We start from the raw sequence: 26,956 nt of genomic DNA, 5'->3' as shown, positions 1-26,956 counted from the left end.
TTTATGAAATCTAAAAACGTAATCAAAACATTTTCAATACTGTTTATTTGCCTGGCCATTTGGGGTAAGGCCAAGGCGCAGGACAGTACGAAGGTAGAACAGCCAACCGAAGTAAAATCGCTGAATAAAATACGACTTAACCTCCTGTCGCTTCATTACGAAAGGGAACAAAAAATCGGAAAATTAACTACTGTGTATGTGGGTGCAGGTGTAGCCGGAACCTTTTTAATTGAATACAATTACAATTACATTAACGGAGGTGACACCAAAACCTATTTTGATCTTTCGCCAAATGTTTATGCCGGCATCAGGAAATATTACAATTTCGAAAACAGGGTAAAAAAAGGAAAAAAAACCATTAATAATTCTTCTAATTATTTTGGTCTTGATGTGGCCAGCTATTTTTCACCTTTGATAAAAGGAGGTAATATGGATCAATACAATCTGGTAAATTTTGAAATCGGAATTACCCCGCAATGGGGCATCCAGCGTAGTATCGGTAAAAAAACAAATTTCGAACTTTCATTAGGCCCAACCATGCGCATCAATAAATATGAAACCTATTATGGTGTTGACGGAAGAATAGGTTTTAGCTTTTTGCTTTAATTATGGTTCAGATTGAACAAATATTTCCTTCATTAACCTGGCGGATCAGGCACGAAACGATGTACCCTGACGAGCCTTTCGACATTGTAAAACTGAAAGATGATTTTGATGGTATCCATTTTGGATTATACCTCGAGCATAGGTTAACCGGTGTAGTTTCGCTCTTTCATGAGGGTGATGTGTACCAGTTCAGGAAACTGGCTATTCTGCCTTCAGCGCAAAAACTCGGCTTAGGTTCGCAGCTGATGGATTATATCCTTGATTTTTGTAAAATTCAAAAAGCGACAAAACTATGGTGCAATGCCCGTATAAATGCTAAAGAATTTTATTATAAATTTGGCTTCCACGAAACCGATAAAACCTTTTTCAAAGATGGGCACGATTTTGTGGTTATGGAAAAAGAATTATCAAGTTAAGTTAAAAATGAGTATGATGTCTCAAATCTGAATACTCAAATCACATATCTATTAAAATGGCTAAGAAAAAAGACGACGAAAAAAAGAAACACACAGCTGTAGTAACCAAAAAATCGTTACAGTTTCTTGAAGAATACATTAACAACCCTGCTCCTACAGGTTATGAGTGGGAAGGACAAAAACTTTGGTTAAACTATTTGAAACCTTATATCGATGAACATTTTATCGATAATTATGGTACGGCTGTTGGTGTAATTAACCCAAAAGCTGCTTTTAAAGTGGTTATTGAAGCCCATGCTGATGAAATTTCGTGGTATGTAAACTACATCACCAGCGACGGGTTGATTTATGTGATCCGTAACGGTGGCTCAGATCATCAGATTGCCCCTTCAAAACGGGTTAACATCCACACCGAAAAAGGATTGGTTAAAGCGGTATTCGGCTGGCCGGCTATCCATACCCGTCATGGCGAAAAAGAACAGGCACCAGAGTTAAAAAACATCTTTTTAGATTGTGGCTGCACTTCAAAAGAAGAGGTAGAAAAGCTGGGTATCCATGTAGGCTGTGTAATTACCTACGAAGACGAATTTATGGTTTTAAACGACCGTTATTATGTTGGTCGTGCATTGGATAACCGCGTAGGTGGTTTTATGATTGCCGAGGTTGCCCGTTTATTAAAAGAAAACAAGAAAAAACTTCCGTTCGGATTGTATATTGTGAACTCGGTACAGGAAGAAATCGGGTTACGCGGTGCAGAAATGATTGCCCAACGCATTAAACCCAATGTGGCTATCATTACCGATGTAACGCACGATACCACTACCCCGATGATCAATAAAAATGTTCAGGGCGATTTAGCTTCAGGTAAAGGACCAGTGGTTTCTTACGCACCGGCTGTGCAAACCAACCTGAATAAATTACTGATCAAAACAGCTGAGAAAAACAACATTCCGTTCCAGCGCCAGGCCTCATCACGTTCTACCGGAACGGATACCGATGCTTTTGCCTACTCAAACGGCGGCGTACCTTCAGCATTAATTTCTTTACCATTGCGCTACATGCATACTACGGTAGAAATGGTACACAAAGAAGATGTTGATAATGTAATCAGCCTGATTTATGAAAGCTTGCTGAACATTACCGACGGGCAGGATTTCAGGGAATTTAAATAATGGAAAAAGTTAATTATCAAAAAATTATCATCAGAACTTTACTCAAGTTTCTGTTGATGGTTTTTATTATTTTCACGATAAACTCCTGGCCCAGTATTAAGCAAAGTTTTAGTGGCAACACACCTCCATTAAATTACTGGCTCGATCATAGTTTCAAGATTAGTAATATTATTCTGATTTTAGGTTTTACCGCCTATTTCTATTATAAAGATTTAACCGATCAGAAAGAACTGATCGAAAAAGCGAATAAACAGGATTAAATAAAAGACCGTCTTCTCGACTGGAGCGCAGCGCAATAGAGAGATCTATCTAGACAGATTTCTCGACTACGTTGTGCTTCGCTCGAAAGGACGAAATCACGAGAACGGCCAATGCGCCAGCAAACCTGACTTCTTTTTTTAAAATAAAATTCGTCATCTCGACTGGAACGCAGTGGAATGGAGAGATCTATCTCGAGATACGCTCAAAATGACGATTCTTCGCGGCCTTTCAATTCGCTAAAATCTTCTGTCATTCATTTTTACACAATAGATTGGAAGCCATAATAACTGTTGATGAAGAAAGCTATCTAAGCAGATTTCTCGACTACGCTGCGCTTCGCTCGAAATGACGAAATTACGAGCACGGCCAATGCGCCAGTAAACTTGACTTCTTTTAAAAAACAAAATTCGTCATCTCGACTGGAACGCAGTGGAATGGAGAGATCTATCTCGAGATAGATTTAGCTTTGCCGAGCACTTCCGTGGTTCTCGACTGCGCTTCGCTCGAAATTACGAAATAACAAGAACGGCCAATGCGCCAGTAAACTTGACTTTTTTTAAAAATAAAATTCGTCATCTTCACTGGAACGCAGTGGAATGGTAAAAACCTGTTTTCTTTTTTTAAGATCCTATTAACAATTACCCGACAATCATTTCAGAACATTTCACACTTTATTTGTTTAATCAATTATGAAGAAGATTGTGCTCATTCGCCACGGACAAAGTGTTTGGAACCTCGAAAACCGTTTTACGGGCTGGACTGATGTAGATTTATCAGAAAACGGATATTTAGAAGCCAAAAAAGCCGGCGAAATTTTAAAAAAGCACGATTACAATTTTGATATTGCTTTTACTTCTTTACTAAAAAGAGCCATTAAAACCCTCCATATTATTTTAGAAGATCTTGATCATCTTTGGATACCCGAACATAAAAGCTGGCATTTAAACGAACGTTTTTACGGCGCCTTGCAAGGCTTAAATAAAGCGGAAACGGCCGAAAAATATGGTACAGACCAGGTTTATAGATGGAGAAGGGATCCTGATGAAGAACCGCCGCAGATTAGCAAAGAGGACGAACGTTATCCGGGCAACGATCTTCGCTATCAACTTTTAAAACCCGAAGAGCTCCCTTTAACCGAAAATTTAAGCGATACCATTGCAAGGGTTTTGCCTTACTGGAACGAAAGTATAGTGCCGGCAATAAGCAGGAATGAAAAAGTAATTATTTCTGCCCATGGCAATAGTTTAAGGGCGTTGATTAAATACATCGATAACTTATCAAACGAAGAAGTAACTGCACTCGAAATCCCAACGGGTGTTCCCCTGGTTTACGAACTGGATGATGACCTAAAAAAAATAAGGCATTATTATCTCGAATAAGCCTAATTAGCACTGCGTTTATCAGGATTAAACCACTAAAACTTTAGGGATTACGTTTATGTTATTTATACCCGAAATTATATCTACATTGTTTTTATAATTTAACAACGTCAGATATCCTTATTATGAGATCAAACAAAAGAAGCGTCGATCTCTCAATTATCTGTAATGATCATTGGGATGTAGTATTCGACCATGTTGGTATGGGTTTTTGGGAATTAAGTGTAGCCACAGGCATACTTCGCTCAACCCAATCGTTTAAAAAAAACTTTGGTTACCCGCCAGATGGGGTTTTAAGTTATGAAACCGTTTTAGGTTTAATCCTTGCTGAAGATCTGGACCATGTTCAGGATGAAATTGAGCATACGGTGACCAGAGAAAAAAACAGTTATGATGTGCTATACCGGATTCGCCGCCCGGATGGAGAAATCCGATGGATTAAAGCCGACGGAATATTATCTCAACAGGACGGCGAATCGCTAAAATTAATCGGAACAACTTTAGATGTTACGGATTTAAAAAAAACACTGCTATAATTACAAATCATTCAGCTCTATCCATACAGGTCCGTGGTCGCTTGTTTTTTCCCATCCCCTAACCTGCTTGTCTACTCCTGCCGATTTCAAGCGATCGCTTACCTGAGGACTGAGCAAAAAGTGATCAATCCGTAAACCTGCGTTTCTGCCATAGGCATTGCGGAAATAATCCCAAAAAGTGTATATAGTTTCTTCAGGATATAGCTTTCTAATGGCATCTGTCCATCCCTGTGCAAGTAAATTTTTAAAAGCCTCCCGTGTTTCCGGGCGGAACAAGGCGTCTTCAACCCATCTTTCAGGTTTATAGGCATCCAACTCTGTCGGAATCACATTATAATCGCCTGCTAAAACCACAGGTAAATTTTGTGCCAGCAAATCTGCTGTATGGGCTGCAAAACGCTCAAACCACTGTAATTTATAATCGAACTTGGGCCCTGGTGCAGGATTTCCATTCGGGAGGTACAAACAGCCAATTACCACTCCGTTTACCAACGCCTGAATGTACCTGCTTTGGAGGTCTTCCGGATCGCCTTCTAAACCACGCTTTAATTCTTTTATTTCTAAGTTTCGGGCAAGGATAGCCACTCCGTTCCAGCTTTTCTGACCATGCCAGATGGCATTATAGCCTGCATCTTTAATGGCCTGCTCAGGGAATTTTTCCTGCGGAGCCTTTAATTCCTGTAAACACACTACATCCGGTTGGGTTTCTGCCAGCCAGCGTAATAAAACAGGTAAGCGTCCATTCACGCCGTTTACATTATAAGTAGCTATTTTCATTTTATAAATCTCCGCAATAAAAGCCGAAAAAGGAAGATTGTTGCGTTTTTGATTTTAAAACCATTCAATCCGGCCCATAATGAGCCATATTTTGAACAAATTATTAAGATAATTCAAAATTTGGAATTATCTTGCGGCTCATTAAGCGTAACCGTTCAAACATCCATGTTCAAAGCAGTTTTAAACATCCCTTCTGCCGAACCAAAAGACATTCGCTGGTTTTATGATCAGTATGCCCCCATGCTGCTTGGCTATATCAATGGCATTGTGCAAGATCATCAAAAATCAGAAGATCACCTGGTTTCCATCCTTACTTCCTTTGTTAAGGATGTTGTTTTACAGGAAAAAAGCCGGTTAAATATCTGGCTGGAATTGCGCCAGTATGCACAAAGCAAATTAACTTTGTTTACGGCAAACGATCATCAGTTAAAAGCTAACCAGTTTGTAAACCAGGGGAAGTTAGATTTGTTAGATGATTTACAGCAGCAAATATTTTGTTCGGTATATTATCATGGAAAATCAATTTCCGATCTGGCAGCAAAAATGAACAGTGATGAAAACGAAATCCGCAATCAGTTAAAATTATCAATCGATAAAATGAGGAGGGCAAGTGGAAATTAATAAAATCATCGAAAGCGGTTTAATGGAAACCTATGTAATGGGGATTGCAACCAAAGAAGAGGTACAGAAAGTTTTATCGCTTAAGGAAGAGTATCCTGCATTTAAAGATGCCTTAAAGCAGCTCGAATATGACATGGAAGTGCTTGCGCAAAGCATGAGCATTGAGCCACCTGCCGGCACATTGGCTAAAATTGAGCACGAGATTAATGAAATCCAACGCCGCAACCAGGCCATACAAACAGCCCCTGAGCCTGAATACAAGCATGATAAAAACAATCAGGAAAGCAAGCAGGAAAAATATATAGAGGTAGAATCAGAATCTAACCAAATGCGCGTAAATAAAGCCTGGAAGTGGGTATTTATTGCCGTTTTTGTGCTGGGTAAGGTATTTTTAGCCAGTGCCATTTATTTTTACCTGGAGAACCGGCAGGCACAGGAACAGCTTAAAGAATTAAAAATAGAGCTAAAACAAAAGATGAGGTAAATTTGTGCTGATGATGCCAATAAACTTACCTTTTTAAAACCAATACTAAACTGAAATGTTTAGTTGTTAAGATTCATTCATGTTTGAGCGCATGTTTGAGTTTAGATATAGGGATAGGCTATTAGTCTGTCCCTTTTTTATAATTACCCCACATTTTTGCGTGCTAATAAATGGTTCACCTTTTCAATAAGGTGTGCAATATCAAAAGGTTTTTCGATTACATCATCCGGAATGCAGCCTAAATTGTTGAGGTCGATATTAAGGGCAGACAGTAAGAGCACTGGTATATGTGCTGTTTTTGGATTTTCTTTTAGCCTGTTACAGAGTTCGCGGCCATCGGCATCTCCCATGCGGATATCCATCAAAATGATATCCGGAGAAAAAGCCAGTATGGACTGTTCCAAATTATCGGTTTTTACAACACCCTGTACTAAGTCCTGCTCAAAAATTAAATTAACAATATCATGGATGCTTTCATCATCATCTACGATAAATATTTTCTTAACCTGTATGCTCATTAGAGAGCAAAGCTAAGTTAAGTTACTTAATCAGCGTACCGTATTTATACTTGATTTTATTCCTGATCTGTGTGACCGGTTTTTAGGCGGCTAAACCATCTTTATAGTTTTTAAGCATCTTTTTAAGCAGCCCCCTTGCAACATGTATTTTAGTTTTAACCGTGCCCAGAGGAATATCGAGTTCGGCAGCAATTTCGTGGTATTTGTACCCTTCAAAATAACGGCAGAAACAAAAGCGGCAATCTTCAGGTAAAAGGTTTAAAGAACGCTGAATATCTTCCATCATAAATTTGGCCGATCCGCCGTTGGCTGAGGCACTTGGCACCAGTTGAACAGAGGTGAGGTCATCTTCCTGCTGGATCATTTCATTCTTGCGCTTTACTTTGTAATAATGGTTAAGGAAAGTGTTTTTTAAGATTGTAAAAAGCCAGGCCCTAACGTTACTGCCCATTTCAAATTTAGCCGAAAACCTGAACGCTTTCATAAACGTATCCTGCACCAAATCTGCAGCATCATCTTCATCACGGGTATAGGCTAAAGCGCGGTCGAAAAGCGGCTGTTTATATTGGTAAATGTCGCAATTGAAATTTAATGTTTCCATATTCAGTTAGGGTTGATCTATGTATTCAACAACATACCATCATCCAATGTTATTTGTAGAAATACCCGATTTTTTACGGTTTATTTAAAACCATACAAAAAGGCCCTGAAAACAGCAAAAAATATCAGGAAACGTAACCATTCCGCATGGCAAAACGAACCAGCGAAGCGGAGTTTTTTGTACCGGTTTTATTGATTAAGGCTTCCCTTTGGCTCTCTACGGTACGCCTGCTCAGGTATAATTTATCGGCAATTTCCTGATTGGTTAAGCCATCGGCTATGAGGGTTAGTACATTGATTTCGCGTTCAGAAAAGTTAATTTCAGTGCTTGTTTTTTGCGATAACATATTCAATTCGGTATTAAAACGTTCTAATATCGCAATGCATAAATTGGAAGAAAGATAGCGTTTTCCTTTCATTACATGTTGCAGGCAAAACAACAATTCGTCTTCTTCAATGTCTTTTGAGAGGTAAGCAAAAGCCCCTGAAATAAAGGCGTTTGAAGCATATTTTTCGTCATCTAAAATAGAGAGCACTACAACTTTTGTATCGTACCCACCTGTTTTAATTTTGCTGATCAAACCAATCCCGTCAAGATTTGGCATTACAATATCTGATAAAACAATATCAGCATTTATTCCTTTTTCGAGAAGTTCTAAAACACCTAAACCATCAGATACTTCTGCTACAACTTTAATTCCTTCGTGTTTTTCTATCAGTACTTTTAGTGAGGTCCGGATGATATTGTGATCGTCCGCAAGAATAATGTTAATCATAATCCAAATATAACTTACGGTATTTTAAAATTAAAAACGGCTACTTAGGCAGCTCGATATAGAAGGTAGTTCCGACACCGGTTTTACTCTTAAACCAGATTTTTCCTTGATGTAAATCAACAATTGCTTTGATAATGCCCATTCCGAAACCGCCAGATTCTTCGCCCTTTAAACCAGGTCTTAAGGTTTCCGGCAGGTGGTCAAAAAGTCCGGGTTGTAACTCTTCCGGGATTCCGATTCCATTGTCGGTTACGGTAATCAGCACGGTGTTTTCCAATTCTTCGGCATGCAGGCCAATGTAACCATTATCATCGGTAAACTTAAGTGCATTGGAAATTAAGTTATTAATCACCTGAAGAAACTTCATGCTATCTAAATGCAGGTAAATCTGTTCTGCTGAACTGGTAAACTTAATGTTTTTCACTTTACCTAATTTAGACCGTTTGTAAAAACGGACTACATCTCTAAGTTCCCATACCAGATCGGCCCTTTCTTTACCAATTTCTATCACCGATGATTTTAAGAACTCACGGTTAATCATGCTTCTTACGAGGAGTAAATTACGCTCGCACATGTCTTTTATAAAAGAGAGCGAATTCATCATCTGCTCATCGCCTGTTTGTGCAATGCTGCGTTCCATTGATGAGGCTGTTAATTTCATCATGCCCAGGGGCTCTTTTAAATCGTGAGCCAGTACTTCCAGCGTGATATTTTTACGGGCATTAATCTGTTCGATATGGATTTTGTTATGCCGTGCTACCGTGGTATCTTCTACTGTACCAACTAAACGCCTGTCAGTTTTATCCTGAACGCCAAAAACAATAATCCGCACATATTTCTCCCTGCCTGCAAATAACAAACGGAATTCGTATTTTTTTTCCTTCCCATCTTCCAGGCACTCCTCGTAACAAGATATTACATGTGCTAAATCCTCAGGATGTACCTTTTCTAAAAGTATTTGTGAATGATCAAAAATTTGATCGGGTTCTAATTCCCAAATGTCGGCAAAGGACTTGTTCAGGTATAAAAACTTTTGCTGCAGGGGTTCAAAAATAAAATATCCATCCGCAGACAAATCGCCTAGTGTACAAAAAAGCTCATTATTTAATTCGACCATGATTTTATCTTTGATAATTTTCGATAGGAAGGGCTACCTAAACCCTATGATGCAATCAAATCACAAACATCAAATACTTAAAAAAGTTTTTGCTTTAAAAAATCTGGTAGAATTACTGCGAAATCTACCCTTTTTGACCAGATTTAATAAATTTATGGAGATATTAACATTTTCCACATGATGTGTAAAATTATTTTGCAAAATAAAACCAACTATTGCCTAAATTGTTAAATATAAAGGAAAGACAAAAAGTCCTGTGAGCGGGAGATCCGCGGAGGGCAGGCACACCATAAAAAAGATGCAAATCTTTTATCAATAGCCATCATTAAGGTGGCTATTTTATTTTGCGGCCAGCCTATTTCAAAATCACTTTCTTTCCTGTTTTAGCCGAAACTTTTGCAGCCTCTAAAATTTTCACTACAATTAAATTATTGTTTAAAGAGGACAGGTCGTTCTCAGGATTGATTTCGCCTTTTAAAATGGCAGATAAATAGTTTAAATGGTTTGCATAGGCAGGCTCCAAAGTTTTAGCAGGATAAACCTTGTAACCTTCTTTACCATTGAGTTTCGATCGTAATTCTTTTTCATTAACTGCCTGGATATAGCCGGTTGCACCAAACACTTCCATATCTTTTATACTGAAAGGCCAGTTCCATGAGGCTTCTACAATTCCTGTAGCGTTAGGGTATTCCAATAAAATGGTTGCATCGTCATCTACATTTGGATAAACGTCTTTTTTAATCTGATGGGTGATGGCCATTACAGAAATGGGTGCCTTGCCATCCATTAACCAGGTCATTAAATTGGCACCGTAACAGCCAAAATCGACCAGTGCACCGGCCCCATTCTTATCGGGATCCGTAAGCCAGCTTAAAAATTCTTTACTCACACTAATTTCCTTTGGTCCCTGGTGCCCATCATGTACAATTATTTTTCTTAACGCACCTATGCTATTACTTTCCTTTACATTTTTATAAATTTCCTGATTACTCGGATACCAGGTGGTTTCGTAATTGGTTAGTATATGTACATTATATTGTTTAGCCAGGGCTGCCATTCGTTCTGCCTGCTTAACCGATATGGCCAAAGGTTTTTCTACCATAACTGATATACCCAGTGGAGCCGCAGCCTCTACCACCGCTAAATGATCGCTAATGGCATTGTAAGCGAGCACCACATCCGGTTTCTTTTTCTTTAATAAATCACTCAGGTTATGATAAAATATGCTATCGGGTATTTTATAACGCGTTTTGAACCGGGTAACCAGTTCAGGATTACTTTCTGCAATGCCAATAATGTTAACTTCGGCTTTTTGGTAGCTGTTCATGATCAGATACACATGATCGTGGTTTAAACCGGCAATGGCCACATTTAATTTTTGCTGCGCATAAACGGTAGCAAAAGAGATTAAAAAGCAAATAATAAAGCTGCCGGCACTTAAAAAATATTTAACCTTGTTATTAATGGCCATAATGCTATTTTTAAATTGATGTATGCCAAATTAGAAATTTATAAAAGGCCTGCCGCCAACACTTAAAAATATTACAAAGTGAAGGATCAGAACATATTGAACAATTTTGCATTAAATCTTATCTTCATCATAAAAAATATGGCACAGAATAAAACCACTGAAAACGATTTAAGCGTAACCGATTTTCTGAATACCATAACCGACGGGAACAAACGGAAAGATTGTTTTATTCTGTTGGATATTATTGCTGAAACCACAGGATTTAAAGCGAAAATGTGGGGACATGCCATTGTTGGTTTTGGCAGCTATCATTATAAATACGAAAGCGGCAGAGAAGGCGATGCACCTTTGGCCGGTTTTTCGCCACGTAAAGATGCCATCTCGCTATATTTATCTCCTGAATTTAAAAACCGTGAAGAACTGTTATCAAGATTCGGAAAACATAAAAGCGCCAAAGCCTGTGTTTATATAAAAAAATTGAGCGATATAGATGTGGAGGTATTAAAGGAAATGGTGAGTAACTCTGTAGCACAGATTAAGGAAATGTATCCTTAAGGATGGAAGATGTAAAATGGATGATGGAATAGGCTCAACCGCCGTCATTTCGAGCAGAGTGCAGCGAAGTCGAGAAATCTAGCGAAACAAATCTACTTACTGGTCTTAGTGTCGCGCTAAGACCCGCAATTATTTTTTTTTACAATTATTTAATGGCCACGGATGCACAGATTAGCACGGAATAGTCCTTTAAGTTATTAAATTCTAAACCTTTGCTTCCTTTGAGCCTACACCCGCACTTCTTTGCGGTTCGATTACCATGTAAATAAGAAGTTACGCTACAATAAGTTAAATTTTGCAATATTTGATCAGTCCTTATTTCGAACAAAAAACTGGAAATGATAAAAAAATTACACCTCTATTTATTAATAGCGGGCGCTTGTGCATCGCTTAATGCGACAGCCCAGGATGCCATCAGCTATCAAACCCCACCGAAAGAAATCGCCGATCTGTTACTTGCCAAGCCAACACCTGGTGTAAGTATTGATGGTAAAGCTGAATGGATCTTATTCAGCGAACGTAACTCCTATCCTTCAGTAGAAGAGTTAGCTATGCCCGAATACCGGATTGCAGGCTTAAGGTTAAACCCGAATAATTATTCGCCCAGCAGGCAAACCTATATCAATAATTTCAGTCTTAAAAATATTAAATCCAACCAGAGTTTTCAGGTTGCTGGTTTGCCAACTCCATTATTTGCAGGCAACATCAGCTGGAACCCTTCTGAAAACAAAATCGCCTTTACCCATACCACACCAAAAGGAGTAGATCTTTACATCATCGATCTGGCAACCAAAAAAGCAACTAAAGCCAATAAAGCGTTTTTAAACGTAGTTTTGGGCAGCGGCCTTACCTGGTTAAACGACAATACCATTATTTACCGTACCGTAACCAAACTGGCAAGCGCAGCGCCTACAAAACCATTGATGCCTAAGGGTCCAACCATCCAGCAAAATTTAGGTAAAGCTGCACCAAGTGTTACCTATCAGGATTTAATTAAATCGCCTTTTGATGAACAGTTATTCGAGTTTTTTGCGACCTCACAATTGGTTAAAAATACCGCTGGTGTAGAAACCCCAATCGGTAAACCGGCCATTTATGGTTCAACGAGTTTATCGCCCGATAAAAATTATATGATGGTAGAAACCATCCGTAAGCCTTTTTCTTACCTCATGTCGGCTTATGGTTTTCCGTCAACAGTAAGCATTACCGATTTAACGGGCAAAACCATTAAAGTTATTGCCGAACTGCCCTCATCAGAAGGTACACCATCAGGTTATGACAATACTCAAAATGTAGCTCGTGGTTTCGATTGGCGCGACGACGAACCGGCCACACTGGTTTGGAGCAAACCGTTAGATAGCGGCTTGATTAAAAAAGATGTTCCATTTCACGATGCTGTTTATGCCCTGAGCGCACCTTTCACCGGAACAGAGAAAGAATTATTTAAAACACAAACACGTTACCGTGGCGTACAATGGGGCGATGCCAGCCTGGCATTAATTTCAGAAGGTTTACGTAGTAAACAAACCAGTAAAGTAAGCCGTTACAACCCAACCACAGGTGCTGTAGAAGAATTATATAGCCGCAACCAAACCGATGCTTATGGCAACCCGGGCTCACCGGTTACCGTTAAAAATAAATACGGTCGTCAGGTAATTAAAACGGTTGATAACGGCACGAAGCTGTTAATGAATAACTTTGTAGGTTCATCAGAAAAAGGAGATTTACCTTTTCTTGCTAAATTCGATTTAACCACCAAAAAGAATGAAATTATCTGGCGCAGTGCAGAGGGTACTTTCGAATATGTAAGTGATGTGATCAACCCTGATAAACTGGTTTTAATTACCCGTAAAGAAAGCCAGAAACTGGCTCCGAATTATTTTATCAAAAATTTGATGCTGCGTATTGCCGATCAGCCGATTACCAGCTTCACCAATCCATACCCATCTTTAGAAGGCATTACCAAAGAAAAAATTTCTTATAAGCGTGCTGATGGAGTAGATTTAACTGGTGACCTGTATTTACCAAAAGGATACAATAAAGAAAAAGACGGACCGCTGCCAGCTTTAATATGGGCATACCCGCGCGAATTTAATTCTGCTGCAGATGCTGCACAGATCCGCGGATCGAAAGATAAGTTTACCACCATTAGCTGGGCCTCTCCTATTTTTTGGGTAACCCGTGGTTATGCCGTTTTAGACAATGCCGAAATGCCAATTGTAGCTAAAGATGGTAAAAAACCAAACGATACTTTTGTAGATCAATTACAGTTAAATGCCGAAGCAGCAATTAATAAACTATCTGATTTAGGCGTTGGCGATAAAAAACGTATGGCAGTTGGCGGCCACAGTTACGGTGCATTTATGACAGCGAATTTATTGGCGCATACCAATCTTTTTGCTGCGGGTATTGCGCGTAGCGGTGCTTACAACCGTACCTTAACGCCTTTTGGTTTCCAGAATGAAGAACGTACTTACTGGCAGGTGCCTCAATTGTATTACGAAATGAGCCCGTTTAGCTATGCAGATAAAATTAAAACACCAATATTATTGATCCACGGCGATTCTGATGATAACCCCGGCACTTTCCCTATCAATAGCGAACGCTTGTTCAATGCTATAAAAGGAGCAGGCGGAACCACCCGTTTTGTATTTTTACCTTACGAAGCACACAGCTACCGTGGTAAAGAAAACCTGTTGCACATGCTTTGGGAGCAAGACCAGTGGTTAGAAAAATATGTAAAAAACAAAAAATAATTTCTCTCTACCTTTATCGATTAAAGTGCTTCTATATGGAGCACTTTTTTTGTTAACAACCTTTCTATTGGATTACGCTAGTCATTTCAAACTGACACATCATCCATTCTTTGCCTTTATCCCCTATTTAGCCTGATTACCTTATCCGCTCCTTTCTCCTCTCCCCTGTACTCCATGCTATTCACTTTTTACCCTATGCACATTTCCGCATTTAAACCTTACATTTATTCCATTAAACTGAACATTACCTTTACTTATTTGTTAAGCCAATATGGACTACATAGACTATTATAAAATCCTCGATTTAAAGAAAGATGCAACAACTGAGGATATTAAAAAAGCTTATAGAAAACTAGCCAGAAAACACCATCCTGATCTCAACCCGGATAATGAGGAAGCCAACAAGAAATTTCAGCAGATTAATGAAGCTAACGAGGTTTTAAGTGATCCGGAGAAAAGGAAGAAGTACGATAAATATGGTAAAGACTGGCAGCACGCCGATCAGTTAGATGCCCAGCAACAGCAGCAAAGGCAATACCAATCGCAAGGTGGAGGTTATGGTGGTGGCAGCAGTTATTCAGGAGGTTTTGGAGGAGATGATTTTTCTGATTTCTTTTCCTCCATGTTTGGAGGTGGTGGTGGCAGAAGCAGCCGTAATTCACCTTTCAAAGGTCAGGATTATAATGCCGATTTGCAGCTCAACCTGCTCGATGCCTATACCACACATAAACAAACTTTAACCGTAAATGGCAAACAGGTACGTATCACTATCCCGGCAGGGGTAGAAAACGGCCAAAAAATTAAACTTCCGGGCTATGGTGCACCGGGCGTTAACAATGGTCCTCCGGGCGATCTTTTTATCAAATTCAACATCACCGACGATCCTAAATTCAGGCGGAAAGGAAACGACATCTACATTCAGGAAGAAATAGATGTGTACACTGCGGTTTTAGGTGGAGAAAAAATTGTAGAAACACTTAACGGCAAGGTAAAACTAAAAGTACCTGAAGGTACACAACCAGATGCCACCCTGCGCTTAAAAGGCAAAGGTTTTCCTGTGTATAAAAAAGAAAACCAGTTCGGCGATCTTTACATCAAATGGCAGGTAAAACTACCCACCAACTTAAACCCTGAGCAAAAGGAACTATTCGAAAAACTTTCCAAATTCTAACCATTATGGAAACCAATTTAATATCAGTAGAAGATATCTGTGCTTATCATCATGTGGAAATTAATTTTATCCAGTCTCTCGAAGATTTTGGACTAATTCGTACAACGATTAAAAAGCAGTCGGTTTTTTTACCTGTTGATGAGTTGTCTAAACTGGAGCAGTATCTCCGCCTGGCGCAAGACCTCGAAATCAATTTAGAGGGGATTCATGCTGTTTCCCATTTGCTAAATCAATTGCAGCATATGCAGGAAAAAATAACCACACTTCAGAACGAATTAAATTATTATAAGCAACTCAATCAGCACTAATAAACAACCGTTTGTGCAATATTTTGCATCAAAAGTGGTAATAAAAACACTACCTTTTTAAGATATCTTTCTTAAATTGGCAGTCTAATTTTAAAAAATGAGCGATCTTTCTTCAAAATTCATCGAAAAAATAAAATCATCCTATGCCCCAACGGGCTCGTACATTTATTTAGGCGCCGGAATTTTAGACGGACAGATTTACAGCGAAGCCGAAGTTAATTTATCACTAAAAATGATGAACAGGCACGGCCTGATTGCCGGAGCAACCGGAACAGGTAAAACGCGCACGCTACAATTACTGGCAGAACAACTTTCGGATGCAGGAGTTCCTGTTTTTATGTTAGATGTTAAAGGCGATCTGTCTGGTTTAAACCAGCCCGGTGCGGTTAACCCTAAAATAGAGGAACGGGCTCAACAGCTTAATAAGCCCTTTACTCCAACCGGTTTTCCAATCGAGGTTTATTCACTTTCCGGTAAAATGGGTGCCCAGATGCGCGCAACAGTTCTCGAGTTTGGTCCTACTCTTTTATCGAAAATTTTAGATTTAAACGATACACAGGCAGGTGTAATGGCGGTAATATTTAAATATGCCGACGATAACAAAATGCCCATCATTGATTTAAATGATTTAAAAAAACTGATTTCCTATTTATCAGAGGGTGCAGGTGCTGCCGAAATTAAAAGCAGTTATGGCAGTATTTCAACAGCTACATCGGGTACCATGTTAAGAAAAATCGTTGCAATAGAACAGCAGGGATTAGGCGGTATGTTTGGCGAAAAATCATTCGATATTGAAGATCTTTTCGAACGGGTTGATGGTAAAGGAACCATTAGTTTATTAAACATTGCCGATGTTCAGAACCAGCCCGTATTATATTCTACATTTTTACTCAGCTTACTGGCCGAGTTATTTAATACCATGCCGGAGGTTGGCGACTTAGATAAGCCAAAACTGGTATTTTTCTTTGATGAAGCACATTTATTATTTAAAAACTCATCAAAAGCATTTTTAGAACAGATAGAAACCATTATCAGGTTAATCCGCTCAAAAGGTATTGGCGTATTCTTTTGTACACAGGCTCCCAGCGATGTCCCTGAAAGTGTTTTAGGTCAGTTGGGTAACCGCGTACAGCATGCATTAAGGGCATTTACCCCAAATGATGTAGATGCGCTGAAAAAGACGGTTAATACTTATCCAAAATCAGATTTTTACGAGATTGATAAAATATTAACCTCATTAGGAACCGGACAGGCTTTGGTTACCGTACTGAATGAGAAGGGTATTCCAACGGAAGTATCGGCAACCCTGCTAACCCCGCCAAGGGCTGTTATGGGACCACTTACTGCTGCAGATTTCGAGCAGCTGGTTCACGCCAGTCCGATGTACACGAAATATAAAGATGCCATTGATCCGGAAAGCGCGTACGAAATTTTAACCAAACGCATTAACGATCAAACTGCGGCAGCCGAACAACAAAAACAAGAAGCAGAAGCCCAAAAGCAGTCCGAACAGGAAAGCAAACCAAAGCCGGGTGAAAAAAGTCTGGTTGAACAGGTTATGGGTGCAACCATCACCCGCCAGATCGGTAAAGAAATTGTCCGTGGTATTTTCGGTATGTTAACCGGAAAAAAAACACGGTCGAAAACCGGCGGAGGATTGTTTGGCTTCTAAAAAAGATTAATTAACCCAATAAAAAACGCAAATTATTAATTTCGCAATATAAACCCGGCATGATTAAATAGATATTTTAATCATATCAGGTCGTCCCACAAATAAATAACAATAAATGAAACCCACCCTATTAATATTGGCTGCAGGTATGGCAAGCCGTTACGGAAGTATGAAACAGATTGATGGTTTTGGCCCTAATGGCGAAACCATTATCGATTATTCGATATATGATGCCATAAATGCAGGCTTTGGTAAAGTTGTATTTATCATTAAAGAAGAGTTTGTAGATAACTTTAAAGCTATTTTTGAGCCTAAACTTGCAGGCAGAATTGAAACTGACTACGTTTTTCAGAATTTCGATTTAAAACAGTTCGGTATCGAAGAAGAAATTTACAGAGAAAAGCCCTGGGGTACTGCCCATGCAATCCTTTCGGGCAGGAATGTAATTAAAGAACCATTCTGCGTAATTAACGCAGATGATTATTATGGTTACGATGCCTTTAAAAAAATGGTTGATTTCTTAACCACAGAAGTAAGCGACAGTAATTATTCAATCATTGGTTACGAAATCGGCAAAACATTATCTGAGTTTGGTGCTGTTTCGCGTGGTGTTTGTAAAGTAGATGCATCAGGTAACCTGGAAGAAATTGTAGAACGCACTAAGGTTTATCCAAAAGATGGCAGTATTTTTTACGAAGAAAATGGTGAAGAATTTCCTTTAGCTTACGAAACACCGGTTTCGATGAATTTCTGGGGCTTTACACCAGCAGTTTTCAAAATTACAGAAGAAATGTTCAGGGATTTTGCAGAAGCAAATAAAGACAAGCCAAAAGCTGAATTTTTTATTCCGCTAATCGGCGAAAACCTGGTAAAAAGAAATATTGCAACCTTTAAAGTAGTACCAACGCCTAACAAATGGTTCGGTGTAACTTATAAGGAAGATAAACCATATGTTCAGGATAGTATTGACCAATTAGTGAAGAACGGAACATATCCGGAAAAACTATGGAACTAAATTTAGATTCCGAAGTTTTAAAAGCCTACGGATATACTAAAGAAAATACAAAAATTACACAAATAGGTACGGGTTTAATTAACCGTACTTATTTGCTTTCGCCCCAAAGCGAAGAACGGAAATACATCCTTCAAAACATCAATACTTCCGTTTTTCAATCACCACAGGCCATTGCCAATAACCTTCGTGCAATTGCAGATTACCTCACCGTTAATTATCCCGAATACCTTTTTATAAAACCTGTTTCTACGATTAACAGCGAAGAAATGGCACATATCTGCAACGAATACTGGCGGATGCTTCCTTTTGTGCCCAATACCATCTCTTTGGATGTGCTTGCTGATCCTAAACAAGCCTATGAAGCTGCCAGGCAATTTGGTAAGCTGAGCAGACTGCTGAATCAATTTGATGCGAAAACACTTCAGCCAACCATCCCGGGTTTTCATGATTTAGATTTAAGGTATGAGCAATTTATGGAAGCCTTAAACCAGGCATCAGAACCTGAAAAAGAGCAGGCGAGTACACAAATCAGAGATGCATTAAGCCATAAGTACATTTTAGATTATTTTAACTCATATGCACATCGCACCGATTTCCCTGACCGTGTAATGCACCATGATACGAAAATCAGCAATGTGTTATTGGATAGCAAAACGTACGAAGGCATCTGCATAATTGATCTGGATACGATTATGCCCGGCAAATTTATTTCCGATCTGGGCGATATGATGCGTACCTACCTCTGTGCTTTCTCCGAAAATGAAACCGATCTGAATAAGATCAAAATTCGTTTGCCTTATTTCGAAGCAATGATAAAAGGTTATTTATCTGAAATGAAAAGTATTTTAACGGAAACAGAAAAGGAGCTTATCTTATTTTCGGGCAAATACATGATTTACATGCAGGCCTTACGCTTTTTAACTGATTTTTTAAGCGGAAACAAGTATTACCCGACAAGTTATCCTGCACAAAACTTAGATCGTGTTAAAAACCAGTTTAAATTGCTTTACGAATTAGCTGTAAACGAAAAAGAATTACAGGATATTATTGAAGAGCATTTGGTTTAGATTTTAAGCCTGACTGTAGCGTCCCGCTACGAAGTACAATATTAAAAATAAACCTACTGCATTATTGACCATATAAACATCTAAGGATCATATAAGTGCTTTTTCAAACCTGCGAGTTTTATAGCATAAGCCCCACACTTAAACCCGACAGCAGCAAAAATCCTTTTTGTTTGCAGCGACCCTGAATATCATGTCATGCTGAGGTACGAAGCAACCGTAAACGATGAAAAAGATGCTTCGTACTCAGCAATGACAGAAGTTAAAAAAGATTGTAGCGAATGGCGGGGCTGCTGTTTCCGAAAAGCACAGAACCCTTCATTTCCTGATTATTTCACCATTTAAGACATTTAAGAAACATATAAGTACTCTTTACAAAATGCGGGGGTTTTTATACCATAACCCCCACTCAATAAACCGACAGCAGCAAAAATCCTTTTTGTTTGCAGCCCCCCTGAATATCCTGTCATGCTGAGGCACGAAGCAACCCTAAGCGATGAAAAAGATGCTTCGTAGCTCAGCATGACAGAAGTTAAAAAAGATTGTAGCGAATGGCGGGGCTGCAGTTTCCGAAAAGTACGGAACCCTTCATTTCCTTATTATTTCACCATTTAAGACATTTAAGAAACATATAAGTACTTTGTACAACATGCGGGATTTTTATACCACAAGCCCTGCACTCTAAACCCGACAGCAGCGATTCCGATCCTTCATCGGAAGTAGCGAATGGCGGGGCTGCTGTTTCCTAAAAGTACGGAACCCTTCATTTCCAAAATCTTTTGAACCATATAAGACATAGGAGAACATATAAGCCCTTTTTGAGCCCCGCGAGGTTTAGCCCACAAAAAAAGCGCTCCTGAAATTAATCAGGAACGCTTTCTATTTTATCCTCCCAAGACTCTCGACTCAGGACTGAAGACTCAAGACCTATTTATCTTCTTTCACTTCTTCAAAATCAACATCGGTAACGTTATCGCCACCACCCTGAGGCTGACCATCAGCTTGTGGTTGTTCGCCACCTTGAGGCTGACCGCCATCTTTATACATTTCCTCAGATGCTGCGTTCCATGCATTTTGCAATTCAGCTTGTGCTGCATCGATATCTGCAAAGTTACGAGAACCGTGAGCTGCTTTTAATTTCTCTAAACCAGCTTCGATTGGTGCTTTTTTATCAGCAGATAATTTATCACCAAACTCTTTCAACTGTTTTTCAGTAGAGAAGATCAATGCATCAGCACCGTTGATTTTATCAGCTTCTTCTTTTTGCTTAGCATCATCTGCAGCATTAGCTTCAGCTTCTTCTTTCATTTTTTTGATCTCAGCATCAGTTAAACCTGAAGATGCTTCGATACGGATTTTTTGCTCTTTACCGGTAGCTTTATCTTTTGCACTTACGTGTAAGATACCGTTGGCATCAATATCAAATGATACTTCTACCTGAGGCACACCACGAGGTGCTGGTGGAATACCATCTAAAATGAAACGGCCAATTGTACGGTTCTGACCGGCCATAGGGCGCTCACCTTGTAAAATGTGGATCTCTACCGAAGGCTGGTTATCAGCTGCAGTTGAGAAAGTCTCCGATTTTTTGGTTGGGATAGTAGTGTTAGACTCGATTAATTTAGTCATTACACCACCCATAGTTTCGATACCTAATGATAGAGGAGTAACGTCTAATAACAATACATCTTTTACATCACCGGTTAACACACCACCTTGAATAGCAGCACCAATAGCCACAACCTCATCAGGGTTAACACCTTTACTTGGCTCTTTACCAAAGAAAGCTTTAACCGCCTCCTGAATAGCAGGGATACGGGTTGAACCACCTACCAAAATAATTTCGTCGATATCGCTTGTGCTTAAACCAGCATTTTTCAAAGCAGATTTACAAGGATCGATAGTACGTTTAATTAAGCTATCAGCCAATTGCTCAAATTTAGCACGAGATAATGTGCGTACCAAGTGTTTAGGGCCGCTGGCATCAGCAGTAATATATGGTAAGTTAATTTCAGTAGAAGTTGTGCTAGATAACTCAATTTTAGCTTTCTCAGCAGCTTCTTTTAAACGTTGTAACGCCATTGGATCTTTTGCAAGGTCCATGTTGTTTTCCGCTTTGAATTCTGAAGTTAACCAATCGATAATAATGTGGTCAAAGTCATCACCACCTAAGTGTGTATCACCGTCAGTAGATTTTACTTCGAAAACTCCATCACCTAACTCTAACACAGATACGTCGTGTGTACCACCACCACAGTCAAACACAACAATTTTCATGTCTTTGTGTGCTTTATCTAAACCATAAGCCAAAGCAGCTGCAGTAGGTTCGTTAATGATACGTTTTACAGATAAACCTGCAATTTCACCAGCTTCTTTAGTAGCCTGACGTTGTGCATCGTTAAAGTAAGCAGGTACAGTAATAACCGCTTCTGTAACTTCCTGACCCAGGAAATCTTCAGCAGTTTTTTTCATTTTTTGTAAAATCATCGCAGAAATCTCTTGTGGAGTATATTTTCTGTCGTCGATTTCTACACGAGGTGTATTGTTATCACCTTTAACTACTTTATAAGGTACACGTCCAGCTTCTTTCGCACTTTCGTCGTAGCTGCTACCCATAAAGCGTTTAATCGAATATATCGTTTTAGTTGGGTTGGTTATAGCCTGACGTTTAGCAGGCTCGCCAACCTTGCGCTCACCGTTTTCTGCAAAAGCAACAATAGACGGTGTAGTACGTTTACCCTCACTGTTTGCGATAACTACAGGCTCATTGCCCTCCATTACGCTCACGCAAGAGTTTGTTGTTCCTAAGTCTATTCCAATAATTTTTCCCATTGTATTTTTAATTTCTCTTTTTAAAGTATTATAATTTCTACTCCTGTTAAACAATGCTTGTGCCAATTGGTTTTTGGCAGAAAATATGGGTAAAAGACTGTTAAAATGTAAAAAAAGAGACTGGTATCTACTGACAGCATGACAGAGAATGATGGGAAATGGAAGATGTAGGATGGAAGATGTGGAATGGAAGATGGATAAGGGGCAAGACCAAAGGTGAAAGCTTAATCAAGACTGAAGTTTCAAGAGTGACTACTTAAAAGTGATTGAAAATGAAAGTTCGAATCTTGTCGGGAGCAGCAGCCCCGCTATCCGCTTTACTTCGTTGCACTCGTGTTCGCTCCTATCGGGTTTATGTACAAGGGCAGGTGCAAAAAATAACCACAAAGTTTACTATATTTAAATTACAATCCATCTGTGCAATCATTTAAATCAGTGTAATCCCTATTATATGCAATTAGCAGCTCAAATCGCAATCGGCTTAGTAGCCTTCATTCACCTCTATATCCTTTGGCTGGAAATGTTCGCATGGACCACCAGGGCACCAAAAGTTTTTAAAACCATCCCGAAAGATTTATTTGTGCCAACTAAAACTCTGGCAGCAAACCAGGGCTTATATAATGGATTTTTAGCAGCGGGTTTAATCTGGTCGTTATGTATAAGCGATCATCAATGGAAATTTTATGTAGCGATATTCTTTTTAACCTGTGTAATTATCGCCGGAATTTATGGCGCCGCAACGGCCAGTAAGAAAATTCTTTATGTACAATCAATACCGGCATTGGTAGCCTTGATTTTATTGCACTTATAAACAACGCTATTGGTTGGTATCATACCGGCTAAGTCAATCCCCTTCTATTGGTCGGTGCCGCACCGACCAAGATGCTTCCCAACATTAGTTATTTATGCTAAAAATATCCGCTCTTCTCATCTTATTTACACTCTTCGGGTTTAAACCCATTGAGAACAACAAAATAAATACCGATAAAATTAATGAAGCCCTAACTTTCTGCAAGAAAAACAACATGGACACTTCCATCGCCATTATGGTTGATATGAGTATCCACTCGGGCAAAAACAGGATTTTTGTTTACGATTTTAAACAAAAAAAGATCACCATCGAAGGTTTATGTGCCCATGGCGTTGGCGGTGGAAGTACTCCAACCAAGCCGGTTTTCAGCAATAAAGAAGGAAGTTATTGCACTTCATTGGGTAAATACAAAGTTAAAGGCCGCGCATACAGCAATTGGGGCATTCATGTCCACTATAAAATGTATGGTTTAGAGGAAACAAACAGTAATGCTTTTAAACGGATTGTGGTTTTACATTCTTACACGCCAGTTCCGGCCCAGGAAATTTATCCGCAAACTTTATTCGGACAAAGTGCCGGCTGCCCTGTTTTATCAGATGCTACCATGAGGAAAATAGATGCGCTGCTAAAAACGAAGAAAAAACCGGTATTGCTTTGGATTTATGTTTAATTAATGGAAAGGAAAGTAAAAAAAAGTAATCGTCATTTTGACTAAAGCGCATTCCCGAAAATTCGGTAGAGAAATCTATGGATTAACAAACTCAAAGATTTCTCCACTGCGGTCGAAATGACGACCTTTCGCGGGCATCTAATCAAGACAACTCCAGCAATCTTTCCAAATGATGGTAACCAATTCCGAAATATTCCTTGCTAGCTTTTATTTTCTGCAGTATCTCCTCTTTCCGCTCTGCGCCATGCCCTTTGCTCTTTATCCCTACTACAAGCACATTCTTAGGCGTATGCGCATCAGAAATAAATTCAAATACTTTTGTTTTATAGCCGAAATATTCTAAAATTAAAGCACGGATACCATCGGTAACCATTTCGGCCTGGCGTTCTAAAAAGATGCCATATTTGGTTAAAAACGAAACATCATTTTTTACTTTGTTTTGCTCAATTTCCCTGCGGATTTGCTTGTGACAACAAGGTGCAACCACAATCAGTTCGGCATTGGCTTTAATTCCTTTAAAAATGGCATCATCAGTTGCCGTATCGCAGGCGTGAAGGGCAATTAGCAGGTTTACATCATCAGCATTATAATCTTCAATCGTACCCTGTACAAAATTGAGTTGGGCAAAAGAAGATTTTTCTGCAACCTGGTTACAAAGATCAACCATATCCTGGCGATATTCGACTCCCACCACTTCGCTTTCCAGCTTTAAAACCGAATGCAGGTAATCGTACAGTGCAAAAGTTAAATAACCTTTCCCCGAACCCATATCTGCAACCTTTTTTATCGTTCCTGCCGGTAATTCTTTAATTAAGGAACTTAAAATTTCAATGTAATGGTTAATCTGGCGGAATTTATCCTGCGCATTTTTAAAAACCTTTCCATCCGCATCGGTAATTTTTAATTCGGTTAAGTACGATTTCGAATCAGGCTTAATTAATCTGGTTTTTTCTTTATCGTGGCCGGCAGACGGGACTTCTTTAGCCGATGCTGTGGTTTCCCTCAAAACCACTTTACCATTATTCAGTTCTTCTAAAATCAGGTCTTTTTCTGTGGTAAACAGAGTGCCGATTTTAAATCCTTTTTCCAGGTAATCAGCAATCAAATCTACAGCTTCATTAATGGCATAGTTTTTTACCACATCGCGGGTTTTATAGCGATAGGTAAAAGCCAGCTTATCATCCCGTTTAATCACCACTTTACGGATAAGTATTTGCTTTAATGCTTCCTCTGCACCTTTATAATTACCTAAAGAAATTTTCACGAAAGTTGCGGCATCCACACATTCTTTTAAAGCTTTAGTAAACTGTTTAATATATTCTGACACGCCCATTGATAATTTTGAACTGCAAAGATAATCAAGTTTATCCGGAGCTGAACATGTGTGGAATAATGTAACAATAGAGCGACCATACAGCGAATGATGGAAGATGTAAAAGGGAAAATGGAATGAATTTCTGCTAGAAAACCATTATCAAAGCATTAAATAAATGAATGACGTAATACGATTTAGAAATGCGTAGTGATATTATTATCTATATTGATTACAAAATAGACAAACGTTTTTTTTTCAAAAAATTAAACTTTAGATTAGGGTATTTAAACAGCTAACCAAAACACATGAGTGACTTTCAGATAAAAAAATCGCCTACCGTATATGATGCCATTATTGTTGGTTCAGGTGCAGGTGGCGGAATGGCAGCCTACGTTCTGGCACATGCAGGACAAAAGGTTTTATTGCTCGAGGCTGGTCAAAATTTCGATCCGCGATTAGATTCACATCAATTAAAATGGCCCTGGGAATCGCCCCGCCGTGGCGCAGGTACCGTTCGTCCGTTTGGAGATTTTGATGCTTCTTACGGTGGCTGGGAATTAGAAGGCGAGCCTTATACCCAGAAAAATAAAAGTGAATTCGAATGGTTCCGTTCGCGCATGCTTGGTGGCCGTACCAATCACTGGGGCAGGATTTCTTTGCGTATGGGTCCGGATGATTTTAAACCCAAAGATGGTTTAACCGATGCCTGGCCTATTACTTACGCGGATGTAAAACCCTTTTACGATAAAGTAGACCGCATGATCGGCATTTATGGAACGGCTGAAGGGATTGAAAGCGAGCCGGATGGCATTTTCATGAAACCCCCAAAACCAAGGTTAAACGAACTTTTCATTAAAAAAGGTGCAGAAAAAGCGGGTGTAAAAGTAATTACCGGCCGTGGATCTGTTCTTACCGAAGCTTTGCCAAATAATAACGACCGTGCACCTTGTTTCTATTGCGGCCAGTGCGGAAGAAGTTGTAAAGTGTATGGCGATTTTTCAGCTTCCTCATGCCTGGTAAACCCGGCAGTAAAAACCGGAAACCTTACTGTAATTACCGATGCCATGGTGCGTGAAGTAATTACCGATAAAGATGGCTCAGCAAAAGGCGTTTCTTATGTAAACCGTAAAGATCTTCAAGAATACCAGGTAAATGGTAAACTGGTTATTTTAGGTGCCAGTGCCTGCGAATCTGCCCGTATATTACTCAATTCAAAATCTGCATCGCATCCAAACGGCCTGGCCAATAGCAGCGGTGTGGTTGGAAAATATTTACACGACTCTACCGGGGCAAGTGTTTCCGGCTTTCTTCCACAATTAATGGATAGAAAACGCTATAATGAAGATGGCGTTGGTAGTGTGCACATTTATTCACCCTGGTGGTTAGATAACCGTAAACTCAACTTTCCACGTGGTTACCACATCGAATATTGGGGCGGAATGGGCATGCCGGCTTATGGTTTTGGTGGTGGAGTCGCTGAAATGAACGGGATGGTACCTGGCCGGGATGGCAAAATGAAAGAAGCGGGAGGTTACGGAAAATCGTTAAAAGATGATTACCGCCGTTTCTACGGAACCGGAGTTGGAATGGCTGGCCGTGGTACGGCAATTGCCAGAGAAAGTAATTATTGCGAAATTGACCCCAACACAGTAGATAAATATGGTATTCCGGTTTTAAGATTTAATTATAAGTGGGATAAGGATGAAATTCTACAGGCGAAACACATGCAGGAAACCTTTCTTTCAATTATGAAGGAAATGGGCGCCGTGGTTACTTCAGAAATTCAGGGTGCAGATACCAATTACGGTTTACTAAACCCGGGCAAAATCATTCACGAGGTAGGAACCATCCGCATGGGCGACGATCCTAAAAAATCGGCACTGAATAAATATTGCCAGGCACATGACTGTAAAAACCTTTTCGTAGTTGATGCAGGTCCATTTGTTCAACAGGGAGATAAAAATGCCACCTGGACAATTTTAGCCCTTTCGATGCGTACTGCCGAATATATTTTAGCTCAAAAGAAAAAACAAAACATTTAAGAATTACCAAC

The 26,956-nt window shown here is 39.4% G+C and carries 27 protein-coding genes; 19 read left to right on the top strand and 8 right to left on the bottom strand.

All coding sequences use genetic code 11. From position 1 onward, the window contains the following. Nucleotides 1-3 precede the first annotated feature (3 nt). From ABD769_RS18060 to ABD769_RS18035, 6 genes are all read left to right on the top strand, one after another. Nucleotides 4-606: a hypothetical protein gene (locus ABD769_RS18060; RefSeq protein ID WP_344852768.1), complete on the top strand. Its 603-nt coding sequence runs from the start codon at nt 4-6 to the stop codon at nt 604-606. A 2-nt stretch (nt 607-608) separates the two neighbouring features. Further along, nucleotides 609-1,022: a GNAT family N-acetyltransferase gene (locus ABD769_RS18055; protein ID WP_344852767.1), complete on the top strand. Its 414-nt coding sequence runs from the start codon at nt 609-611 to the stop codon at nt 1,020-1,022. Nucleotides 1,023-1,078: 56 nt separating this feature from the next. Continuing rightward, nucleotides 1,079-2,194: a M42 family metallopeptidase gene (locus ABD769_RS18050; protein ID WP_344852766.1), complete on the top strand. Its 1,116-nt coding sequence runs from the start codon at nt 1,079-1,081 to the stop codon at nt 2,192-2,194. Then, a complete protein-coding gene (locus ABD769_RS18045) occupies nt 2,194-2,454 on the top strand; it encodes a hypothetical protein (RefSeq protein WP_344852765.1) in 261 nt (86 codons plus the stop codon). The genes ABD769_RS18050 and ABD769_RS18045 overlap by 1 nt, the downstream gene beginning before the upstream one ends. A 690-nt stretch (nt 2,455-3,144) precedes the next feature. Further along, nucleotides 3,145-3,834 (top strand): 2,3-diphosphoglycerate-dependent phosphoglycerate mutase, encoded by a 690-nt coding sequence (gpmA, locus tag ABD769_RS18040; RefSeq protein ID WP_344852764.1) that lies wholly within the window; start codon nt 3,145-3,147, stop codon nt 3,832-3,834. Nucleotides 3,835-3,959: 125 nt separating this feature from the next. Beyond that, nucleotides 3,960-4,370 (top strand): PAS domain-containing protein, encoded by a 411-nt coding sequence (locus ABD769_RS18035; protein ID WP_344852763.1) that lies wholly within the window; start codon nt 3,960-3,962, stop codon nt 4,368-4,370. On the opposite strand, the gene xth is transcribed toward ABD769_RS18035, so the two are convergent. Continuing rightward, a complete protein-coding gene (xth, locus tag ABD769_RS18030) occupies nt 4,371-5,147 on the bottom strand; it encodes an exodeoxyribonuclease III (RefSeq protein ID WP_344852762.1) in 777 nt (258 codons plus the stop codon). It lies immediately after the preceding gene. Nucleotides 5,148-5,312: 165 nt separating this feature from the next. Between xth and ABD769_RS18025 the strand changes: the two genes are divergently transcribed. Both ABD769_RS18025 and ABD769_RS18020 read left to right on the top strand, forming a co-directional pair. Further along, entirely contained in the window at nt 5,313-5,768 is a 456-nt protein-coding gene (locus ABD769_RS18025) for a hypothetical protein (protein ID WP_344852761.1), read from the top strand. Then, a complete protein-coding gene (locus tag ABD769_RS18020) occupies nt 5,758-6,252 on the top strand; it encodes a hypothetical protein (protein WP_344852760.1) in 495 nt (164 codons plus the stop codon). Before ABD769_RS18025 ends, ABD769_RS18020 begins: the two co-directional genes overlap by 11 nt. Nucleotides 6,253-6,395: 143 nt before the next feature. Here the strand turns inward: ABD769_RS18020 and ABD769_RS18015 are convergent, their stop codons facing one another. From ABD769_RS18015 to ABD769_RS17995, 5 genes are all read right to left on the bottom strand, one after another. Continuing rightward, nucleotides 6,396-6,770 carry a response regulator gene (locus tag ABD769_RS18015; RefSeq protein WP_344852759.1) on the bottom strand — a complete coding sequence of 125 codons (375 nt, stop codon included), beginning with the start codon at nt 6,768-6,770 and terminating at the stop codon, nt 6,396-6,398. 82 nt (nt 6,771-6,852) lie between these two features. Continuing rightward, the gene (locus ABD769_RS18010; RefSeq protein WP_344852757.1) at nt 6,853-7,371 is read right to left on the bottom strand and encodes an RNA polymerase sigma factor; all 519 of its coding nucleotides are present in this window, start codon (nt 7,369-7,371) and stop codon (nt 6,853-6,855) included. Between the two features lie 124 nt (nt 7,372-7,495). Continuing rightward, the gene (locus ABD769_RS18005; protein ID WP_344852756.1) at nt 7,496-8,146 is read right to left on the bottom strand and encodes a response regulator; all 651 of its coding nucleotides are present in this window, start codon (nt 8,144-8,146) and stop codon (nt 7,496-7,498) included. A 40-nt stretch (nt 8,147-8,186) separates the two neighbouring features. Then, nucleotides 8,187-9,263 carry a PAS domain-containing sensor histidine kinase gene (locus ABD769_RS18000; RefSeq protein WP_344852755.1) on the bottom strand — a complete coding sequence of 359 codons (1,077 nt, stop codon included), beginning with the start codon at nt 9,261-9,263 and terminating at the stop codon, nt 8,187-8,189. A gap of 355 nt (nt 9,264-9,618) precedes the next feature. Next, the gene (locus tag ABD769_RS17995) at nt 9,619-10,734 is read right to left on the bottom strand and encodes a Gfo/Idh/MocA family protein (protein ID WP_344852754.1); all 1,116 of its coding nucleotides are present in this window, start codon (nt 10,732-10,734) and stop codon (nt 9,619-9,621) included. 138 nt (nt 10,735-10,872) lie between these two features. Here ABD769_RS17995 and ABD769_RS17990 point away from each other — a divergent pair, with 138 nt between their 5' ends. The 8 genes from ABD769_RS17990 to ABD769_RS17955 all read left to right on the top strand — a co-directional run bounded on the left by ABD769_RS17990 (nt 10,873) and on the right by ABD769_RS17955 (nt 19,620). Continuing rightward, nucleotides 10,873-11,289 (top strand): DUF1801 domain-containing protein, encoded by a 417-nt coding sequence (locus tag ABD769_RS17990; RefSeq protein WP_344852753.1) that lies wholly within the window; start codon nt 10,873-10,875, stop codon nt 11,287-11,289. Nucleotides 11,290-11,627: 338 nt separating this feature from the next. After that, complete coding sequence (locus ABD769_RS17985; RefSeq protein WP_344852752.1) at nt 11,628-14,045, top strand: alpha/beta hydrolase family protein; 2,418 nt, start codon at nt 11,628-11,630, stop codon at nt 14,043-14,045. A 271-nt stretch (nt 14,046-14,316) separates the two neighbouring features. After that, on the top strand, nt 14,317-15,216 hold the full coding sequence (locus tag ABD769_RS17980; protein WP_344852751.1) for a DnaJ C-terminal domain-containing protein: 900 nt from the start codon (nt 14,317-14,319) through the stop codon (nt 15,214-15,216). A 5-nt stretch (nt 15,217-15,221) separates the two neighbouring features. After that, the gene (locus ABD769_RS17975; RefSeq protein ID WP_344852750.1) at nt 15,222-15,524 is read left to right on the top strand and encodes a chaperone modulator CbpM; all 303 of its coding nucleotides are present in this window, start codon (nt 15,222-15,224) and stop codon (nt 15,522-15,524) included. A 97-nt stretch (nt 15,525-15,621) separates the two neighbouring features. Continuing rightward, complete coding sequence (locus tag ABD769_RS17970) at nt 15,622-17,196, top strand: helicase HerA-like domain-containing protein (protein ID WP_344852749.1); 1,575 nt, start codon at nt 15,622-15,624, stop codon at nt 17,194-17,196. 115 nt (nt 17,197-17,311) lie between these two features. Next, the gene (locus tag ABD769_RS17965; RefSeq protein WP_344852748.1) at nt 17,312-18,211 is read left to right on the top strand and encodes a nucleotidyltransferase family protein; all 900 of its coding nucleotides are present in this window, start codon (nt 17,312-17,314) and stop codon (nt 18,209-18,211) included. Then, nucleotides 18,202-19,278 carry a phosphotransferase enzyme family protein gene (locus ABD769_RS17960; RefSeq protein WP_344852747.1) on the top strand — a complete coding sequence of 359 codons (1,077 nt, stop codon included), beginning with the start codon at nt 18,202-18,204 and terminating at the stop codon, nt 19,276-19,278. Before ABD769_RS17965 ends, ABD769_RS17960 begins: the two co-directional genes overlap by 10 nt. A gap of 195 nt (nt 19,279-19,473) precedes the next feature. Continuing rightward, nucleotides 19,474-19,620 carry a hypothetical protein gene (locus ABD769_RS17955; protein WP_344852746.1) on the top strand — a complete coding sequence of 49 codons (147 nt, stop codon included), beginning with the start codon at nt 19,474-19,476 and terminating at the stop codon, nt 19,618-19,620. Between the two features lie 582 nt (nt 19,621-20,202). On the opposite strand, the gene dnaK is transcribed toward ABD769_RS17955, so the two are convergent. Then, nucleotides 20,203-22,107 carry a molecular chaperone DnaK gene (gene dnaK / locus ABD769_RS17950; protein ID WP_344852745.1) on the bottom strand — a complete coding sequence of 635 codons (1,905 nt, stop codon included), beginning with the start codon at nt 22,105-22,107 and terminating at the stop codon, nt 20,203-20,205. Nucleotides 22,108-22,558: 451 nt separating this feature from the next. Between dnaK and ABD769_RS17945 the strand changes: the two genes are divergently transcribed. Both ABD769_RS17945 and ABD769_RS17940 read left to right on the top strand, forming a co-directional pair. Next, complete coding sequence (locus tag ABD769_RS17945; RefSeq protein WP_344852744.1) at nt 22,559-22,918, top strand: DUF1304 domain-containing protein; 360 nt, start codon at nt 22,559-22,561, stop codon at nt 22,916-22,918. 94 nt (nt 22,919-23,012) lie between these two features. Beyond that, a complete protein-coding gene (locus ABD769_RS17940; RefSeq protein WP_344852743.1) occupies nt 23,013-23,588 on the top strand; it encodes a murein L,D-transpeptidase catalytic domain-containing protein in 576 nt (191 codons plus the stop codon). 142 nt (nt 23,589-23,730) lie between these two features. Here the strand turns inward: ABD769_RS17940 and ABD769_RS17935 are convergent, their stop codons facing one another. Next, entirely contained in the window at nt 23,731-24,921 is a 1,191-nt protein-coding gene (locus ABD769_RS17935) for a class I SAM-dependent methyltransferase (protein ID WP_344852742.1), read from the bottom strand. Nucleotides 24,922-25,208: 287 nt separating this feature from the next. Between ABD769_RS17935 and ABD769_RS17930 the strand changes: the two genes are divergently transcribed. Then, nucleotides 25,209-26,945, top strand: a complete 1,737-nt coding sequence (locus ABD769_RS17930) for a GMC family oxidoreductase (protein WP_344852741.1) — start codon at nt 25,209-25,211, stop codon at nt 26,943-26,945. The last annotated feature ends 11 nt before the right edge of the window (nt 26,946-26,956 follow it).

The organism is Pedobacter jeongneungensis, assembly GCF_039538295.1.
Lineage (GTDB): Bacteria > Bacteroidota > Bacteroidia > Sphingobacteriales > Sphingobacteriaceae > Pedobacter > Pedobacter jeongneungensis.
The sequence above is the reverse complement of the archived record's forward strand: the minus strand, read 5'-3'. Positions and strand labels throughout refer to the sequence as shown.